The 17,609-nt window shown below is 45.6% G+C and carries 18 protein-coding genes; 5 read left to right on the top strand and 13 right to left on the bottom strand.

Annotated features, from left to right (window positions below; translation table 11 throughout):
* Positions 1 to 162: 162 nt before the first annotated feature.
* From CIG75_RS00670 to CIG75_RS00655, 4 genes are all read right to left on the bottom strand, one after another.
* On the bottom strand, positions 163 to 2,025 hold the full coding sequence (locus CIG75_RS00670) for an ABC transporter ATP-binding protein (RefSeq protein WP_094234895.1): 1,863 nt from the start codon (positions 2,023 to 2,025) through the stop codon (positions 163 to 165).
* Positions 2,003 to 3,760, bottom strand: a complete 1,758-nt coding sequence (locus tag CIG75_RS00665) for an ABC transporter ATP-binding protein (RefSeq protein WP_094234894.1) — start codon at positions 3,758 to 3,760, stop codon at positions 2,003 to 2,005. Before CIG75_RS00665 ends, CIG75_RS00670 begins: the two co-directional genes overlap by 23 nt.
* A gap of 2 nt (positions 3,761 to 3,762) precedes the next feature.
* Positions 3,763 to 4,071: a hypothetical protein gene (locus CIG75_RS00660; protein ID WP_094234893.1), complete on the bottom strand. Its 309-nt coding sequence runs from the start codon at positions 4,069 to 4,071 to the stop codon at positions 3,763 to 3,765.
* A gap of 307 nt (positions 4,072 to 4,378) precedes the next feature.
* Positions 4,379 to 4,882 carry an RrF2 family transcriptional regulator gene (locus CIG75_RS00655; RefSeq protein WP_094234892.1) on the bottom strand — a complete coding sequence of 168 codons (504 nt, stop codon included), beginning with the start codon at positions 4,880 to 4,882 and terminating at the stop codon, positions 4,379 to 4,381.
* Between the two features lie 209 nt (positions 4,883 to 5,091).
* Between CIG75_RS00655 and CIG75_RS00650 the strand changes: the two genes are divergently transcribed.
* Complete coding sequence (locus CIG75_RS00650; RefSeq protein ID WP_094234891.1) at positions 5,092 to 5,745, top strand: FMN-dependent NADH-azoreductase; 654 nt, start codon at positions 5,092 to 5,094, stop codon at positions 5,743 to 5,745.
* Positions 5,746 to 5,925: 180 nt separating this feature from the next.
* Here CIG75_RS00650 and CIG75_RS00645 read toward each other — a convergent pair whose 3' ends face one another.
* The 5 genes from CIG75_RS00645 to CIG75_RS21060 form a co-directional block, all read right to left on the bottom strand.
* Entirely contained in the window at positions 5,926 to 6,150 is a 225-nt protein-coding gene (locus CIG75_RS00645; RefSeq protein WP_094234890.1) for a helix-turn-helix domain-containing protein, read from the bottom strand.
* Positions 6,151 to 6,160: 10 nt separating this feature from the next.
* Positions 6,161 to 6,640, bottom strand: a complete 480-nt coding sequence (locus tag CIG75_RS00640) for a DUF2975 domain-containing protein (protein WP_094234889.1) — start codon at positions 6,638 to 6,640, stop codon at positions 6,161 to 6,163.
* A 469-nt stretch (positions 6,641 to 7,109) separates the two neighbouring features.
* On the bottom strand, positions 7,110 to 7,910 hold the full coding sequence (locus CIG75_RS00635; RefSeq protein WP_094234888.1) for an ExeA family protein: 801 nt from the start codon (positions 7,908 to 7,910) through the stop codon (positions 7,110 to 7,112).
* Positions 7,903 to 9,258, bottom strand: a complete 1,356-nt coding sequence (locus CIG75_RS00630; protein ID WP_094234887.1) for a DDE-type integrase/transposase/recombinase — start codon at positions 9,256 to 9,258, stop codon at positions 7,903 to 7,905. The genes CIG75_RS00635 and CIG75_RS00630 overlap by 8 nt, the downstream gene beginning before the upstream one ends.
* A 44-nt stretch (positions 9,259 to 9,302) precedes the next feature.
* Positions 9,303 to 9,950: a DUF6431 domain-containing protein gene (locus CIG75_RS21060; RefSeq protein ID WP_227874229.1), complete on the bottom strand. Its 648-nt coding sequence runs from the start codon at positions 9,948 to 9,950 to the stop codon at positions 9,303 to 9,305.
* Positions 9,951 to 10,068: 118 nt separating this feature from the next.
* On the opposite strand from CIG75_RS21060, the gene CIG75_RS20495 reads away from it, so the two are divergent.
* Positions 10,069 to 10,188, top strand: coding sequence for a putative holin-like toxin (locus CIG75_RS20495; RefSeq protein WP_157729305.1), 120 nt, complete (start codon positions 10,069 to 10,071; stop codon positions 10,186 to 10,188).
* A gap of 193 nt (positions 10,189 to 10,381) precedes the next feature.
* On the opposite strand, the gene CIG75_RS00620 is transcribed toward CIG75_RS20495, so the two are convergent.
* From CIG75_RS00620 to CIG75_RS00610, 3 genes are read right to left on the bottom strand one after another with little or no spacing between them, the layout of a single operon-like run.
* Positions 10,382 to 11,452 carry an endonuclease NucS domain-containing protein gene (locus tag CIG75_RS00620; protein ID WP_094234886.1) on the bottom strand — a complete coding sequence of 357 codons (1,071 nt, stop codon included), beginning with the start codon at positions 11,450 to 11,452 and terminating at the stop codon, positions 10,382 to 10,384.
* Between the two features lie 21 nt (positions 11,453 to 11,473).
* Complete coding sequence (locus tag CIG75_RS00615; RefSeq protein ID WP_094234885.1) at positions 11,474 to 11,986, bottom strand: hypothetical protein; 513 nt, start codon at positions 11,984 to 11,986, stop codon at positions 11,474 to 11,476.
* A gap of 27 nt (positions 11,987 to 12,013) precedes the next feature.
* A complete protein-coding gene (locus tag CIG75_RS00610) occupies positions 12,014 to 12,769 on the bottom strand; it encodes a hypothetical protein (RefSeq protein ID WP_094234884.1) in 756 nt (251 codons plus the stop codon).
* Between the two features lie 87 nt (positions 12,770 to 12,856).
* Here CIG75_RS00610 and CIG75_RS00605 point away from each other — a divergent pair, with 87 nt between their 5' ends.
* On the top strand, positions 12,857 to 13,192 hold the full coding sequence (locus CIG75_RS00605; RefSeq protein WP_094234883.1) for a hypothetical protein: 336 nt from the start codon (positions 12,857 to 12,859) through the stop codon (positions 13,190 to 13,192).
* A 1,364-nt stretch (positions 13,193 to 14,556) separates the two neighbouring features.
* Here CIG75_RS00605 and CIG75_RS00595 read toward each other — a convergent pair.
* Positions 14,557 to 15,171 carry a cytochrome P450 family protein gene (locus CIG75_RS00595; RefSeq protein WP_094234881.1) on the bottom strand — a complete coding sequence of 205 codons (615 nt, stop codon included), beginning with the start codon at positions 15,169 to 15,171 and terminating at the stop codon, positions 14,557 to 14,559.
* Between the two features lie 818 nt (positions 15,172 to 15,989).
* Between CIG75_RS00595 and CIG75_RS00590 the strand changes: the two genes are divergently transcribed.
* Complete coding sequence (locus CIG75_RS00590; RefSeq protein WP_094234880.1) at positions 15,990 to 16,379, top strand: ACT domain-containing protein; 390 nt, start codon at positions 15,990 to 15,992, stop codon at positions 16,377 to 16,379.
* A gap of 432 nt (positions 16,380 to 16,811) precedes the next feature.
* Positions 16,812 to 17,594 (top strand): AIM24 family protein, encoded by a 783-nt coding sequence (locus tag CIG75_RS00585; protein WP_094234879.1) that lies wholly within the window; start codon positions 16,812 to 16,814, stop codon positions 17,592 to 17,594.
* The last annotated feature ends 15 nt before the right edge of the window (positions 17,595 to 17,609 follow it).

Raw genomic sequence — 17,609 nt, 5'->3', positions numbered from 1 at the left:
TAGATTTTTATTTTACAAAAGGAAAAGCGGACTATTACGTTATACCCCTTCCCCAGTTCAGCACATCGGCGAACTCCCCCGACGAAATGCTTTTCCCCTCGATGACCAAGCAACTTCCCTGCTTCCTTCTTCTTGATCGCTTCTTTCCCTGTCGTTATTTGATTAACTCACCTGTCCCTGTGTGAACTGATTGAGATACAAATTCGCATAAAAGCCTTTCTGCTCCAACAGCTCCTCATGCGAACCCTGTTCCATAATCGTTCCATCATTAATAACGAGAATTTTATCCGCCTCCCGGATCGTGCTTAGACGATGGGCAATGACGAAGCTAGTTCTCCCCTTCATCAGAGTTTTCATTGCCTCTTGAATATGAAGCTCCGTTCGCGTATCCACACTACTCGTCGCTTCATCTAGGATAAGTATCGCCGGATTCGCAAGCGCAGCTCGGGCAATGGTAAGCAACTGCCGCTGTCCTTGGCTTAGATTGCCGCCCTCTGCGCTCAGGTAGGTGTCATAACCATTTGGCAGCTTTCGGATGAACGTGTCCGCATTGGCGAGCCAGGCCGCTTGTTCCACTTCCTCATCCGTTGCGTCTAGCCGTCCATATCGAATATTATCCCGTATCGTTCCGGAGAACACATAGGCGTCCTGCAAAACCAGTCCAATTTGCTGCCTTAATGCATGCTTGTCGATCTGTCGAATATTTTCGCCGTCGATCAAGATCTGCCCAGACTGAATTTCATAGAATCGCGTCAACAGATTAATGATGGTCGTTTTACCGGCGCCTGTTGGGCCGACCAAGGCAATCATCTGACCGGGTGAGGCGTGAAGAGACAAATTCTTCAGCACCGCAACATCCGGCTTATACCCGAAATTCACACGATCAAACACCACTTCGCCCTTGAACGGATGCTTCGGCGCGAACGGAATTTCTTCTGTCGTTTCCGGCTCCTGATCCAGCACTTCAAATACACGTTCAGCCCCGGCAATCGCGGACTGGAGTAGATTGTACTGATTGGCCAACTGGTTGATCGGCTGGCTGAATTGGTTGGAATAAGTCAGGAAAGCTACGATAACCCCAATCGTAATCAACTCATGATAGGCAAAGATGCCTCCAGATATCGCGATCACGACAAAGCTCAAATTGCGCATGGTATTCATGATCGGTCCCATTGATCCGGAGAGGGTTTGCGTCTTGATGCCAATCGAGCGCAATCGCTCATTCATCTCGCGAAACTGCTCGACAGACTTAGACTCCCTGCCGAACACCTTGATCACCTTCAGTCCGGATATGTTTTCCTGTACAAATCCGTTTACTTCTCCCAAGCACTTCTGCTGTTCGGAGAAAAACACCCTCGTGTACTTCGTGATGCGTTTAGCGACGAAGGCGAAGAGCGGAACTGTGAGAATGGTGATCAGCGTCATCCACAAACTAAGGCTCAACATCATCACCAAGCTGCCCACTAGGATCAACACGCTGGAGATCAGTTGAACCACCGTCTGGTTCAGCGTATTGGAGACGTTCGAAATGTCATTGGTCGTACGGCTCATCAGTTCGCCATGAACCCTTTGATCAAAAAACTGCACAGGCAGCCGCTGGTATTGCTTGAACAAGTCCTGGCGCATATCCCGAACCGTATCCTGTGACAAGCTCGAAGCCATATACTGTTGCACCCACGTCGAGACGGCCCCCAACAAATACACACTCAATAAGAGCAAGCCCATGCGGATCATCCCGTCAAATTGATGGGGGATGATATATTGATCGATCGTTTTGCCGATTAGGTAAGGACCGAGCAGGGAAAATAGAGTGCTCAATGCTGTACAAACAACCACCACGATCAACGACCGACGATGTAGCTTCAGATAATGCCAGATTCGACGCACCGTTCCCTTCGCGTCCTTTGATCTGATCTTCTGCACTTCACCTGGACGAGGCCCACGATTCGAATGAAAGCCCATCTGGTCTAAATTCGCGGCCCCTTTATTATCATGTGAACGATTAGCTGAATTGTTGTTGGACATCCGGCACCTCCTGCTGACCGAATTGGGATCGGTAAATGTCCATGTAAACCTCGCATGAACTCATCAACTCGTCATGCGCACCACTGCCCACGATCGCCCCTTCTTCGATGACCAGAATCTTCTCGGCTTCGATCACAGACGTGATGCGTTGCGCGATCAAGAACGTGATACTGTTCTTCATGAGATCTCTGAGCGCATGCTGGAGTAGCTTCTCAGTTCCAAGGTCTAGGGCGCTCGTGCTGTCATCCATGATGAGGATCGGCGGCTTGATCAACAACGCCCGAGCGATGGAGATACGCTGCTTCTGCCCACCGGATAGATTCACACCCTTCTGCCCCAGCACCGTATCATAGCCATCTGAGAGCCGTGAGATGAAGTCATGCGCCTGTGCGATCTTCGCGGCGACCTCAATTTCCTCCTGTGTCGCGTCCGATTTGCCAAATGCGATATTGTCCCGGATCGTGCCGGTAAACAGAAACGACTCTTGGAGAATCATCCCGATCTGGCGACGAAGCTCAAGGAGTGGAAGCTCACGGATATCTTGGCCGTCCATTCGAATGGAGCCCGACGTGGCATCGTACAGTCTCGGGATCAACTGGACAAGCGTCGATTTCCCCGCTCCTGTCGCACCGATGATGGCAACCGTCTCGCCTTGTTCCGCCTCCAGATTGATGTCCCTCAGCACCAGCTCTTTGGAATCGGCCGACCCCGAATAGGAAAAAGCCACATTCTCAAATTTCACATGCTGAGCCGGAACGGATGCTACCGAATTCTGCATCGCCGTTTCAATCCGAGGCTGTGTGTTCAAGACTTCCAGGATGCGCTTTGCGGACACATTGGACTGCGAGAGACCCATCAAAAGCCCGCTCACCATGATCAGGGAAGACAGGACCTGAACCACATAATTCACAAAAGCCACCAAGTCGCCCACCTGCACCGATTTCATCCATACCAAATTCCCGCCATACAAGAGGATGATAACGAGGCATGTGTTCATAATGATGGTTACGATTGGCAGGTTCAATGCAATGTAACGCGCCGCTTTGATCGAGATTTCGGTGTAGTCCCGATTGACCTTGGTGAACCGCTTTGTTTCAAAATCAGATCGGTCGAACGCCTTGACAACCCGGATGCCTGCGAGATTTTCTTGCATTCTTGTATTCACCGCATCAAGTTTGGCCTGAACCCCCATAAAGAGCGGAGCCGAAAACCGGATGAGCAAAACGAGCACCACCACAAGCAGGACCAGCGTGCCCAGCAGAATGAGCCCCAGCTTCTGATTGATGAGAAGCGCCATCACGACACTACCAATGAGCAAGCCCGGCGCCCTCACCAAGCCTTGTAGCAAGGTCTGCATCAGGTTCTGTACCTGTACCACATCGTTGGTCATTCGTGTAATGAGTGAACCTGATTGAAAGGCGTCCATATTTTCAAACGAGAACGTCTGGATCTTCTTGAATAATGCCTCTCGAATATCGGCACCGAAATTTTGCGAGGCGCGGCTGGCGAAGAAATTACAGGCAACGCCCGTAAGTAACGATAACAGCGCCACTGCAACCATCATGAATCCGGTGTGCTCAATATACGTGAAATCACGTTCGACCACACCGAAGTTCACAATACGAGCGGCCAGCATCGGCTGTAGCAAATCAAAAAACACTTCAAATAGCATAAAAAGCGGACCAAGCAAGGCAAATTTCCAATATGGCTTTAGAAAGGCTCGTAATCCCCACATGATTATGACTTTCCTTCCTCTTGCTCAGGTTCCTGGGGTTTTGCGTATTCATGAAGCTCGAAGTGTTGGGAATACTCCTCAATCACCAGATCAAGCGCTTTTAACTCCCCTTGGAGTATGAGCTTGATCTCCTGAAACTCTGGCGCATCGAGTTGCTGCTTTAACAGGTCCCGCCTCACCGTCAACCGATTCAGGAAGTCCAATGCCCGCCCTCTGCGGAAGGTCTTCGCCCCATGATGATCGTGCCGCCTACCCTTATGCTCACAAGCATGATGCTTGTCATCTTCCATGCTCCCATCTGAATTCCTCATGATCCTCGCCTCCAAGTGTATGCATTTGTATACAGCGTCGATATACCTAATGTATGCAAATGTATACCAGAAGTCAAGTGGTTTATTTTCCGCGCTATGAAAGAGAAAAAGCAGTCCCACCGAAATCGGTAGAGACTGCTTTTATTAATTTCGATGTTTTTTCCATCATTTAACACACCCTAAATACGATACGATTCAGCGTATCGCTCTACGTGAGAAATAGACTATACCCCTCCCTGTTTGGAAGGGGCACACTGCCTAACATCCTCTCTAAGCCTTCTCATTGAGAAGCTTTAGAGGGGATTTATTAGTTATTGGGCTTGTCGAAAAATTCCCGTGTTTCTTGGCGTATCTTATTGGGTAAAACCCGTTCAAGCTCTTCATTCAACCATGTCAGAGTCTTGCCGCGTAGAAATTGGCGCATATTATTTTCCGCTTCAAGCATAACTAAGTTGATCGTACAGGGCGGAGCTTCTGTGGAACAAGCCTCATTCGGTTTGTCCCGATAAAGACATCCGTTTTCGATAATATTTTTACATTGAAAGATAGGCTTCACACCTTCAACGGCTTCAACAACGTCCCAAAACGAGATATCATCTGGAGACTTCGCTAGCTTATAGCCACCCTTAGCTCCCGGCACGGAGCTAACGATGCCCGCCTTCGTCAATTTACTAAAGATCTTGGAGAGATACGTCTCTGAAACCCCTTGAAAAGCGGAAAGGTCTTTGATTCCAATGGTGGAATCAGGCGGAGTATCGATTAAATAAACAAGGCAATGTAGTGCATATTCAACGCCGATACTATACTGCATACATACACCAACTTTCTAGTTGTAAAAAGTAACACGAGTCTCCCCGAGGTTCCTTGGTTTTCATGTCAAATGAGGGGCACTTATCCTTATTTGCCAAAGCTAAAGGAATTGACAGGACCCGACAATCAGATTATATTACGGATACAACTTATCGTCGATAAATGTTGTCGACGATTTGGAATCACCATGATTACTAAGGAGAGGTTACCATGACCAAAACGCTTGTTATCAATGCACACCCGGAAATCGATTCGGCATCTTCTTTCAGCTTGAATGTCCTCGACCATTTTTTGAAGGTTTATAAACAATCAGCCCCCCATGAGACGATCGAACAAATCAATCTGTACAGCGACGAAGTACCTGCAATCGATCAAATGGTATTAAGTGCTTGGGATAAATTGGCGAAGGGTGAACCAATAACCGTAGAAGAGCAAAAAGTGACCGCTCGTATGACTGAAGTATTACAGCAATTCAAAAGCGCCCGCAAGTATGTCATCGCCATGCCTCTGCATAATTTCAACATACCATCGAAGCTCAAAGACTATATGGATAACGTCTTGATCGCCCGCGAGACTTTTAAGTATACAGAGAATGGTTCGGTCGGACTGCTGAACGATGGCAGAAGCTTGCTTGTAATCCAAGGCAGCGGCGGTATTTATACGAACAACGATTGGTATACCGAAGTTGAATACTCGCATAAATACCTCAAATCCATGTTCAATTTCTTGGGCGTGAAAGATTACCAAATCATCCGAGTACAAGGTACTGCAATTATCGATAGAGATGAGATATTAAATAAAGCATACAAAGAAGCGGAAGAAGCCGCTGCGCACTTCTCCAAAGTGGCAGCTCACAACGTGTAAAAATTGAAGTGGAGGGCTACGCCCTCCTTCCTTTCATCATAGCACACCCTGACATGGCCTGTATGAGTCCCACCTGTCCTCAGTGTTTCATCGGAAGGTGCGGATCAGGATTTGATCTCCACCAGATGTGTAAAGCCACCATTCTCAATAAATGGTGGCTTCGTCACTCCGTATTTGTGATTATTCCCCATCAGTACCTTCTTCAATTTTGTACTCTAAAAGATCCCCGGGCTGGCATTCTAATGCTTTGCAAATTGCCTCTAAGGTTGAAAGCCTAATTGCTTTTGCCTTTCCATTTTTCAAGATCGAAAGGTTAGCCATTGTGATTCCAACCCTCTCCGAAAGTTCTGTTACGCTCATTTTCCTTTTCGCCAGCATCACATCAATATTGATTATTATTGCCATGTTATTCACCTCAGACCGTTAAATCATTTTCTGATTTTATATCGATGGCATGCTTTACTAGCTTTTGAAGAACAGCAGCAAAGACTGCAATCACAAGTGCGGCAAAAATCATGCTCCATCCGACTGGCATGATAATTGGCGGGTCGACTCGCCTCGCCATGAGGTAAAACAGTGGCATGTTTAGTACATGCAAAATACTGATTGCAGTGGCACAGTATTTTATATTCTTTAGAGCTTTGAAAGATAATTCCGAGAAATACTTGTTTTGATCAATATGGCCTAACAGTTTATAAGTTTGATACAAAGTAATGTAAAACGGTATCACCGTTGCATACAACCCGATCATAATCAGATATTGTAGATAGGCTGCCTCAGGATATAATCCTGCCATAAAATTCGAGATGGCAGGTACAAAAAATATACACAAAACAAGAACAGGAATACCCATCAGAATAACCGCTGCCTTTAAAAAAAGTGTTTCACGTTTCATACAAAGCACCTCCATTAGTTCTTCGCATTTTGATTCTAACACCTGATATATCGTTTTACAATAAATAATTATCGTATTTCTTCGTCCTCATCAGAAAACACAAAGACCTGCTCCACACCATCATCTTTCAAATCACGCCTCCCATCCACCAACCCAAAACAAAGAAGCATCAAAGACATTGAACTCGTCTTCGATGCTTCTTCTCTCACCCAACTATGTGGTTACTTATGATACGGCTCACCGTAACGGCAGCAAGCACAAACTGTCAGCGACAAATAAACTTTTTATCTCCTGCTAAAGAACATCCATTCCGAAGTTCATTCTCCTATGCTAGAATACTATCAACACAACTGAATAGGTGTTACTACTGCCCTATAATGTCCGTAAACTGACAGGCTTTGCTGTCCAAGAGTTGACGGAAATGATGACCGCGTTAGCGGTGCCACCCCTGAAAGGAAAAGCGGGAGAATTAAGTCAATTCTCCCTCGATCACCCGTTTTATCATGTGGTCGTCAATGATCCGGTGCTTGTTCGCTGCACCGTAGATCAGACTATGTGTCGCCGCTTTGTTCACCAAGCGAACTGTACCGCTCGAATAACGGTAAATCTCATCGATCGCACCGTCCGTAAAAAGATCCCGGCTAACGCCGGCATATTCCAAATGACGTGAGATATATGCTCCCACTTGTGAGCGGTCGTAGTGAACAAGTTTGCATTGCAGATCAATTCTTTGGCGAATAGCCGTGAACGTCTGCAGTTGCAGACGTTCCCACAACTCATTTTGCCCGACCAGGATCAAGGCCATAGGACTCTGAGCGTCCATTCTGAAGTTGAGCAAAAATCGCACTTCTTCGAACATCTCCTTGTCCAACAAATGCGCCTCGTCAACCACCACTACAGGCTGTAAGCGATGAACTCCTCGCATCAATTCAATTTCCCGATGCAATTGTCGCTTACTGTCTCCTCGATAAAACTTCGCTTCACACCCCAATTGTTCGAGCAATCCTTTGTAAAAATGGCGTGGCGTTAGCTTCGAATCAGATAAATAGAGCAATTTGAATCTCGATGAGTCAAGTACATCTGCAAACCGGCGGATCGTCGTTGTTTTACCCGTTCCGCAGTCACCTGTCACAACTGAAAACCATTGCCTTTCGGCGGTATATGCCAACCTCTCCAGCGTTTCTTCCAAAACATCTGAAGCATACAACTCATGAGTCGGCATGTCGCGTGAAAAAGGTGTTCTCGTCATTTCGTAAAACGCTTCAAACATCCGGCTGTGCCTCCTCCCGCATCTTACGGAACGAGACAGCGCGTGTCTGACGTTCTTTTCGAACTTGATTCTTCTTCTCTGCAGCGACCAATAACCGCGAACCATTTGCTGAAACTGTTTCAATTGTCGATGGCAACGAGGGGCGTTGTCCTGCCCATTCACCGATGGTCAGCTCTTTCGCCTGCCACGGCGTGTGATTGCCATATTCAATGGTAATTGTTGAGATGTCACGCGGGTCGTAGACGACTTCCACTCTATGCCCGATGAACGGGAGCCCAACCTCGTATTTTTTACCCATAAAGCTGATACAACCAGCCTTGTCCACTTTTCGGGATTCGCTGTGTAGGAACGCATCCGCGATAATTGATTCTTCGACGAGTCGGAGCGGTGTCGAGTCGCTACGGAACGCTACCTGAGGGCTTGAACTGTCATCAAGTGCGGAGTGGGGCTTGGTCTGGTAACATTCGGTGAGCCAAACTTGAAACAATTCATTGAGTTGGTCGAGTGTTTGCGGCTTTTCCAACATCACTTCCGCAAGGAAACTGTCTATGACTCGGTTGAAACGCTCGATCTTCCCCTTGGATTCGGCTGCATATGGTCTCGTAAAGCGAAGGCGAATACCTAGTTTGGCGCATGTGCGAGTCATGCTTTTGGTTCGAAATTGCTTGCCGTTATCAAAGTAGACAGATTCAGGAACGCCACTTGTTTGGATTGCGTAACGGAAACAGTCTTCCACAATCGTTTGATCGAGTGTCGGATAGAATGCGGCATGTAACACATAACGTGTCGCATCGTCGATGAATGCAACGAGGTACACCTGCTTGTTAGCTCCGCCTTCACCAATCGGTAGATAGGGCCCGAACTTGATATCGCTTTGCCACAAGCGGTTGCGCTGTTTGTGTTGAAAGCGTCTGGCCGCAAGGCCGGCGGTTGAGTAAAGTCGCATATGGCGAGTGCTGTAGCCGCGCTCCATCAATTTCTCTTGCAACGTGCTACGCTTAATCTCACCGGGCTTGGCCAAACCTTCCCATTCGAGTATCTGAATGATTTGCGCGACACTGCGACTTGGTACTTCTCGACGAAGCAGAATCGCTTGCTCTAGCAGATAAGGAGTGATCGCTTCGGCTGATCGCCGCTTTCCCATTCCTTGAGGTCGAAGTCCAGCGAAGCCGTCGGTTCGATAGGCAGACAAATAGCGTCGAAGAGTTCGCTCGGATAAGCCCGTCTGTTCACAAATGGCTTTCTTCAGTTCCTTGGCTTTGCCAGGGTCAATCCCTTCGGCTACTAGCGGAGAGATCAGTTGCATGCGCTCTGCGGCGACTTCTTCCGCCTTTTTTTCGTTATTCATAGGAGTCTACAGTCCTTTCCAATAGGATGTAGATTCACCATATATCAAGGGATGTCGGACAAGAAGGCAAAACGGGTATGTACCCATAATTGAGAATGAACGATGGGGCGGACAACTCTCGCCAGCCATCCGACGCCTTGTCCGACAAAATGTCCGATCCGTTGGAGTGCAGATGATGAAGGTACGGACAATGCCTCCACCGGATTTCCTGAACGCGACGCAATTGTTAATAAACAATTCACCCAATACTGCCAACACTTCCCGAACCAAACGCGCCAGCGGTACAAGGTCGATTCATCTGCTGCTACGTCTGGAGCCTGTCTATTAGACACAACTGATTCGAGGCATTCGGTTTCATAACGTTTGTAAGGGACGAGCAAATCCGGTAATTCATGATGAATCCGCTCGCAACCTTTGCAACGCAAACGACGAATTATGTAGGTGATCTGATCGCCGGTTGGCTTTCGCCCGACGCGCCTCCGACTCCCGATTGTGTACAAGTCATCTTCACATATTGGGCAAATATGCTTCTCTGCACTCCGTATGAAAAACACCAAGCTTTTCTTCAATTTGATAATGAGATACAATAACCATATGGTTTTTTTGGGGGACGACTCTGGTGCAACTGTTGGCGCAGTGGCACATCTTTCAGAGGCGTCCTTTTCCTGTTCTAGGATATGTATGGTGGTCATTATATCCGTCAACCTTTGGACAGGCAATAGCGTCAGCTTTTGGTCATTTAGAATCGGCTGTTACAAATAGGCTCCTCAAGGGTGATCGGCTCATCCCCTATCGAAAGGGGGTGAGAGAATGTCGACACATGAAATGATTTCGCTCATGCTCCAGTTTGGGTTGTTCCTCGTAGCAGCTTTGACTTTGGTAGTGACAATCATGAAACACATGTTAGACAATCAAAACAAAAAGAAATAGATCGCCCTCTGAGTTGGCGCTCAGGCGATCTATTCTTTGAATCCCATATGAGCCGACACCCTTCGGGGTATCAGTTGTGTAAACCGACCGTAGGTGTTGACAGCATCTATGGTCTCTTTTTATTTTATGCAAGTTCCGTAAGTTAATTCTAACATAGGAGCTCAGATGGCTTCAAGCGTGTTGCCTTCTCATGTTACAAACCGAAAAACTCCGAGACTTTTTCAATGGTGTATTGATGCCGTAATTTATTCGCGCTGTTTTGATTAGCTCTTAATCCTGCGATCCAGAATGCATCCTCTTTAGTTACTGTCTTAGTCCACTCAATTCTCACAACGTATTCACAGCGATCGAGATCATTTAGATCGTGTTTCATATTACTCGCCTGAAGATCACAATCGATTAGTTTCATCGTCACACCATCCACTTCTACTTCTGCATCCTTCAGTGGGACAGAGCTGGACGTTACTTTCCCTACCGCGACATAACCGCTTTTGGGAATCATACAAAAAACTCGCGCACCAACAAACAATGAATCAAGCGTCCTGCTGTACCACTTCCCGTTACCGGCTGAAACAAAGCCATATTTCACAGCATCACTCCAGCTGCGGTACTGGTCATCATCGAAATTCACCACAAAATCCTGTTGGTTCCATTTTTCTTTTTTATTGTCCTGTTTCGATATCGAAGACTTTTCTTCCACGACGTTTGGATCAATCAGCCAACTTCTCGAGATAAACTCCTCTGGGCCTTCTTTGAAGTAACGGAAAAATACAGCGTTGACCGGAACACCATAATTCGTGGAAAGATATTGAATGATTCTTTCCGTCTCATAATCCAGTTCCGCGCTAACAATGATCATTTGGTGAGATTTGTTGATTTCCTCCGGCAGCCCCGTATTGAATTTCGCAATAAACGCTTCCTCTAACGGTGCTCCGTTATTGTCTTCGTAGATTTGCACGATCTCGTCATAGGACAACGATTGAATCCAACTGGCATAGTCAATGATCTGGGCCACCACATCACGTGGTGTTCTCTGCTTTTTTAATTCCATGATGACAATGTTGCCTTCTTGGTCAATCGCCAACAAATCTATGTATTTGCCGTATGCAGTTGGGATTTGTCTGCCTACTAACAACAGATCATCCGATATGATCGAGATATCCTTTTCCAAGATCTCTTCGAGCTTCTTTTCTGATGCAATTGGGGTGAAATTTACGCGTTTCACGCCATTACTGACATTCCAAATTCCTACTTCGATCGGCATACTCTCTCCCCTTGTCGATGGTTAATTTGAGCGGTTCATCTTCATGAGTAAGAAGTTTGCTGCTCTCATGAATTTATCATGATGCTCCCCCTGCAAATACGAATCAAGTAGTTGCAAGATTTCTTCAAAAATTCTAATTCTCATCATTAGCAACATCTCTTCCGTGCTGCCTGAGTCGACTGTAATACGTTTGGCTTTGTACAACTCCAAATATCGCAGTAGCACCTCCTGGAAGCCGGCTAAAGACGTCTCATCCTGCAGTTGAAAAGAGCGTAGGATATCAACATCTTTCAATTCTTCACTGTAGGCTTCGATCTGTTCTTTACTTTGCTTCTCAGCATAGTCTGCTTGAAGTTGTAGTGGCCCAAATCTATACCTAGTTCTCCAAGCCTCAAAAGTCTTCTTGGGCACACCAAGAATCTCTGCGCCTTCATAAGCAACGACACTTCGTTTCACACACAGATCGTGCATGACTTCTCTTAACTTTTTCTTGAATTTCTTTTCTACCATTTCTTGATACTCTTTGTTTGTCACATTTGCGCCCCCTGACAGGTTCGGATATCACCTAACTTGCCATGTACGTTTATAATCGTATACGGCGCTTTTCGCTTCCGGTTTCATATATGTCCGAAGGACTTTCATGATTTGTTTCGCCTTTTTCCTTTGTTTCTTCATCTTCTTAAATTCTTCTGCATTGTAGTAACTCACATAATATCTGAGCTTCGATGTAATCAGATGCGTATTGAGGTAGTGATAATTCATTTCTAAAAGCATCGCAACTACAATGAAGTCGAAAGATAGCTCGTTGCGTATGTCCTTTATGTCTAAACTTCCTTGCTGTGAAAATATTGTTCCATGAGCAAGTCTACAGAGGTTTTTCCATAAGTGTTTCAAGGATTCAGACCTTGGATATCGGATCTTTTTAAAAACATCCCGCTCCATCCGTACTTCATCCCCAGCCTCCCACATCTCTGCTAACCTATGGTTTTTGCTAATCACTGTGTATTTTCCTATTACCAGAAACTCGTACACATATCTGAGGAGGATCCTCAATGACCCGACCAGTCCCTTCTTCATAAGTTCGATGATTGTGTACAAGGTATGCATATTTTTGAAATAGGCCGTCCATGCCAGTCCTTCATAAATATATCGTGACGTAAAACCATTTGATATAAACGCGAAATGATGCGCTGCAATCCTATATTGAATGCTATATAACTGCTCAAGTGCATCCGTGACATATCTATAACTCACTTTCATTTCCTTAGCGTTTCCTTTCGCGATTTTCTTCAATTGATTGTATGGAGTAGTTCTCACCGAAGTACACCCTTTCTATCATGTGAATGAATAGTTTCCGGTAAAAAAAGAAATGAGTTCTATTTTAACCGAAAGAGAGGGTTATCGATGAAGGAAGGGATTGTTATGCTTAAAATCCATAATGGGTTGAAGGACGGAAAATCGCATTATGATGCGATATGTGGACATTGGCGAACGGCAGCTGGCCGTTTAAAATTTATTCAGTATACTGTCGGTATTAATCGATGGAATTTCGTGTGTGTATTCAAACCTTCTATTTGGGGCTATGTTGAAACCGGCCACGAGAAAGGCAGAAAGTATTTTGAAGGGGTAGAGGCTCCTGTTGACATGCTTTCAAAATTGCAAGAAGCAGAAGTGAAATTATTACAGAAGTTCGGTAGAGGAAGAGAGCTTGCCTACGCTTTTCTGTCCGAAGTTGAATGAAGCGTGGCAACTTATTCACAAATCATATTATAGCTGAAGCAGACCTCCCTTGAGCTTGTAAGCCAGGAGGTCTTTTGCTACACATTTGACGAACAAAAGACACTACGCTCAAAGGAAATATCGAACCTTTAGAGAGGCACCTTTCCCTTTTGGCGGGGCTTCGAGAATTAAGTCTGCTGGCTTCATCATTGAGTACATCACTTGACAGCAACTAACCATTCTGTGATTTCTAGACGGATACCCACCTACACTTCGATGAAGGTCACCTGAGCAAATATCTACCGACTCTCGCCCTTCTGTACGTGCTCTTCCCAAAATCTGTTCTATCTCCTGCTTAAAAAGATCTGAATTTGGCATGTTTGCACTTCCTAAGCACTAAGTGTAAGGAGCAAGTCTAACCGTATGTCTGATCAAGCCTGAAGCTATAGGGATTGGAAGAGTTTGTTCGGGAATGCGTTGTGCGGAATCGATCGATCCAGGTTTCCAAGGCTCCCACTAAGCCACATGGAACCTCTGACCTGTCGTACTTCAACGCTGATACGTTGTTGAACTGTAGAGTTTATATCTAAGAGCGTCGTGATTTCTTCAGAGTCAAGTGCACAAATCGTAGTCTCACCACAGACGAGACAGAGAAAAACACGCGCTCCGGCAACTAGGTCTTCCCTTATCCCCTCTAATTCCGTAGCTGTGAAATTAAATTGCCATGGAGACTCCTCATTACTTCTATACTTTACGAAAATTCTAGTGTCCGCATTAATTAGGTAATGACCATAACGTTCATCAGCTTTGTTAAGAGCCTTAAACGACTGGTGTTCAACTATACGAGTCAGTGCTGCACCATGAAAAAAATCTTGCTCTCGTATTCTCATCGGTAACCTCCTAGATTTAATAACATCATTATACAGAAGATGAATACAAGTTGAAAAGAGGAGGTTTATTGTGTGACTAAATAAAAATTATACCTCCCTTGATACCCGGCAGCCTTGGAGGTCTAACTTTGTCTTACTCTAATCTGTCACCCTTTTGAGGTGAACAACGGTTGTATAATCCTCAACATAAACAGTTGAAAATTCCCCACTTCCAACGGACAACCCCTCCGAGAGAAGAGAAATTATGGTCAAGATCGGTGGAATTACAATTCTGCGTAATTTGATAGATTTCATCTAAATCTTGCCCTTCAATCAAATTCTGATCATCTGCTTCTACTATTTCAGCCATAGCATGTGCAAATTTTCCTGCCAACTAACCTCGATAATGCCTCGTATGCCTCACCACAACATTTGTACGCGAGTCAGCATAAAAAGGCCGACCCAATCATGGGTCAGCCTCTTCTTCAACTCAACTTAACACGTTTTGTAGTAGCATCAAGGGGTCATGCTATACATCTGCTGATAACGTTCATGTGGTTCTCGAAATTGTAGAGTAGAAGTCCAGTCAATCCAGAATTGGTACAGTTTCGACCGATCATTTTCTTCAAACACCTTGCTGTCTACGGAAGCTAGGTGATGAAGATCCCTTTGCAAAACCGTGAGATCCTGACGTATGGAACCCCAATACACCGCTTCATCGCCGTTAAGATTCGAAAGATGACCATATTGCCACGATTCGCGAAATCTCCTGTCTACTACATCTTTGTAGAACTTAAAAAGATAAGAGATAAAGGTAGAGCTGCCGCCCCAATTCAAGTCGTCATGGTACCGTAGATATCCTCCCAATGAGTCTGACTCGACCTCTGCAGCATGGAGAGATGAGGAGATGGATAACATGGAGTTGAGCACTTCAAACGGAGTAGACTCTTCCCAACGGTCCAGAATCTGCTGGGCTTCTAATTCCGCCATCCCGACGTAGGATATCGCCCTTGCAACATGAGTAACATACTCTTGCTTATGCTGCGCTTCTCGCCTGTCATCCACATAAAGAACAGCACCTGCACCAATACCAATCAGAACTAAAAACCACCACAGATTTAACTTCTTCAATCAATCCCCTCCTTTACAATACCCTCCAAATCATGCTTAGTTTCCGTAAGTAGCGTAAACGTTTACTGTCTGAGTACCGCCCCATGTATATTTTGAGCGCTGGAAATATCGTATGTCCCAACGAGATCGGACGATTACCCAAAAGCGTTTGCCTAAATGTTTCACGGTTCTCTCCTAACCAATCTGCAAACGCACGAATGGAGAATGCACTTCCCTTTTCATTCATTAGTTCGAGAATCCGTCTTCCAATAGGGTTTTCCCAAAACGACATAGTGGCCGTGTAATCGACAGTCGTCTTGTTACCCTCCAGAGTGAGTCATGTATGTTCAACTGTAAAACACAAGTCCCTAAGCAATCATTATTAATGATATCACATCCCAAATAAGGCAGTGCACTATTTGTAAGATTAATACTGAATGAAGCATTTTGGCTCACATTGTCTATTAGTTCGCTTTCCCGAGAATCTTTAACTCCAATGTCGTCTCCTGACCCCGCAACGCAAACTCGACAAGATCAACCTCCATATAGAAATCCCGCGCAAAACCTCAACACAAAAAGACCTCAGCCAACCCGAAGGTATAGTTGGCGAGGTCTCCTCACAACGTCTCATTACTCAATTACTTATGATACGGCTCACCGTAACGGCAGCAAGCACTACTGAATTGACTCCCTTGATTGACATTTTGTACTGTAAGAATTACTCTTTGAACACAAAGATACTTCCCTGTACAATATTGCTGATTGACGAACAAAACAGTTTCATAGTGCGGCAGTCATTTTGTATCATGTGTTTATGTAAAACGAAGGGAATGAAACCGATGAATGCATTAACCCTGAAAGTATTACCAGAACTTCTATCGGTTGTACAGGTGCCAGTGCCAGAAACAATTCCAGTGTGGGCTTTAGAAGCGGACGGTTTTCTGTCGATCACGCGGACGGCTGATGAGTTGTCGGTGACAATTGAGAGCCGATGGGTTCCAGAGTCATTTGAAGGTAAAATCGAAGAATCATGGCGCGGGTTGCAAGTTGCAGGCACACTTGATTTTTCACTGACTGGGATTCTCGCTGGATTGACCTCTCCACTCGCAGAGGCTGGTATCAGCATATTTGCAATTTCGACATATGACACTGATTACCTCCTTGTAAAAGAAGCGGTCCTTGAAGCGGCATGTGATGTGTTGCGCCAACATGGGCATGTAGTGGAATAGATAGGATTTTTCCACGCGTTGTTTACCAAAAATAAGGTCCTATCCCGATATATGTTATTTTACTATACCCTCCAATGGAGGGTATTTTCTATGTTGTCGGACTGTAGAGGTTCGCGGTCGATCGCAAGAAGTGCTTCCCCCCTATTTCAAAATTAATATAGGCATTTTGGTCAAAACCACCCCTTCCCTTTTCAAGATAAAACTGCGATTTCATGGCAAAAGAAAAACCACCCAAAGTATGGCAGCTGTGCTCAGGAAGCGTCTTTCACCTTTCTGGTATATAGACATGTTCACGATTCACTCATCTTTACTCTGGTTTAATTGATTATTCAGTATGGAAGGTGACCTGCCTTTTTTTGTCGAATATCAACGTCTTGAAGGAAGGTTTGCACATCTTCGCGATCATAACTGCCACAGGAGGCTTCCATCATTATGGCGTTTACGATAAACAATCTGAGAGACAACAGCAATGTTGTGATAAAGGAACAAATTGGAAGATTTACGGTAATCGAGTATAAAGAGGATCTGAGCACCACTTTTGAGGAGGCACAAACCAATTATTTCATGAGCAAGAGCAATATGCGCAACAAGCAGCTGATGATCGAATTGGAAAACAGTGAGGTTATGCTGAAAGCAGGGGCCATGCAGTATATGGTTGGCAATATTGAAATGACCACAGGTATAAAAAGTGTGGGAGGCTTTATGCGCAATCTAGTCTCCAGTGCAGTGACTTCGACCAGTGCAATCAAACCTCTCTACAAAGGGACCGGTACGATTCTGCTGGAAACCACCTATAAGTATCTCTGGATCATCGATGTGGACAACGACCATATTGTGATCGAGGACGGCATGTTCTTGGCGTGCGAGACGACGCTGGAACTCTCCGTCTCTGCGCGCAAGAACATCTCCTCTGCCGCACTTGGCGGAGAAGGACTGTTTAATCTAAGCGCCAAAGGTAAAGGCATCCTGGCTCTCGAAGCGCCGATTCCTACCGAAGAAGTTATCGTTGTCGAGTTGCGGAATGATGTGCTGAAGGTCGATGGAAACTTTGCGCTCATGTGGTCGGAGTCCCTGGACTTCACCGTCGAGAGGGCTGGGAAAACCCTAATCGGCTCGGCAGCTTCGGGCGAAGGGTTGGTCAATGTGTATCGCGGAACCGGGACGGTATGGCTGGCACCGCAAATGAAGTCACGCCCTACTGTAAATGAATCATAAAACGAACAAACGCCC

The sequence above is a fragment of the Tumebacillus algifaecis genome (genome assembly GCF_002243515.1).
Lineage (GTDB): Bacteria > Bacillota > Bacilli > Tumebacillales > Tumebacillaceae > Tumebacillus_A > Tumebacillus_A algifaecis.
Note: the sequence above shows the minus strand (reverse complement) of the source record. Positions and strands in the feature narration are given on the sequence as shown.